Source organism: Actinocorallia lasiicapitis, assembly GCF_054778695.1.
The window spans coordinates 320-604 of sequence record NZ_BAAGZI010000889.1 but is presented as its reverse complement, the minus strand read 5'-3'; the positions used below and the strand labels follow the sequence as shown (position 1 = coordinate 604).

Annotated in this window: 1 protein-coding gene; it reads right to left on the bottom strand. The window is 68.4% G+C overall.

Annotated features, from left to right (window positions below; genetic code table 11):
- A partial coding sequence (locus ACYVE7_RS35335) for an HWE histidine kinase domain-containing protein (RefSeq protein WP_460371052.1) occupies positions 1-285 on the bottom strand: 285 nt, incomplete at both ends.

Sequence of the window (285 nt, the reverse complement as noted above, 5' to 3'; positions counted from 1 at the left end):
CGCGCCATATTTGGCGGCGTTCGTCGCCAGCTCGTGCAGCATCAGCGACAGCGACAGCGTCGCCCTGGGCCCGATGATCACGTCGGGGCCGGACAGCAGGAACCGATCCTCGCCAAAGGTCGCCAGCGCGCCGATCGCGACGTCGCCCAATTTGGCCGTGGACCATTGGTCGCGCGTCAGCACGTCGTTCGCCGCGGCCAGCGCGGACAGCCGCTTGCCGAAGGCGGTGACGGCCTCCTGATCCTCGACCTTGTCGAGCGTCTGGTGCGCGATTGCCTGCACGAC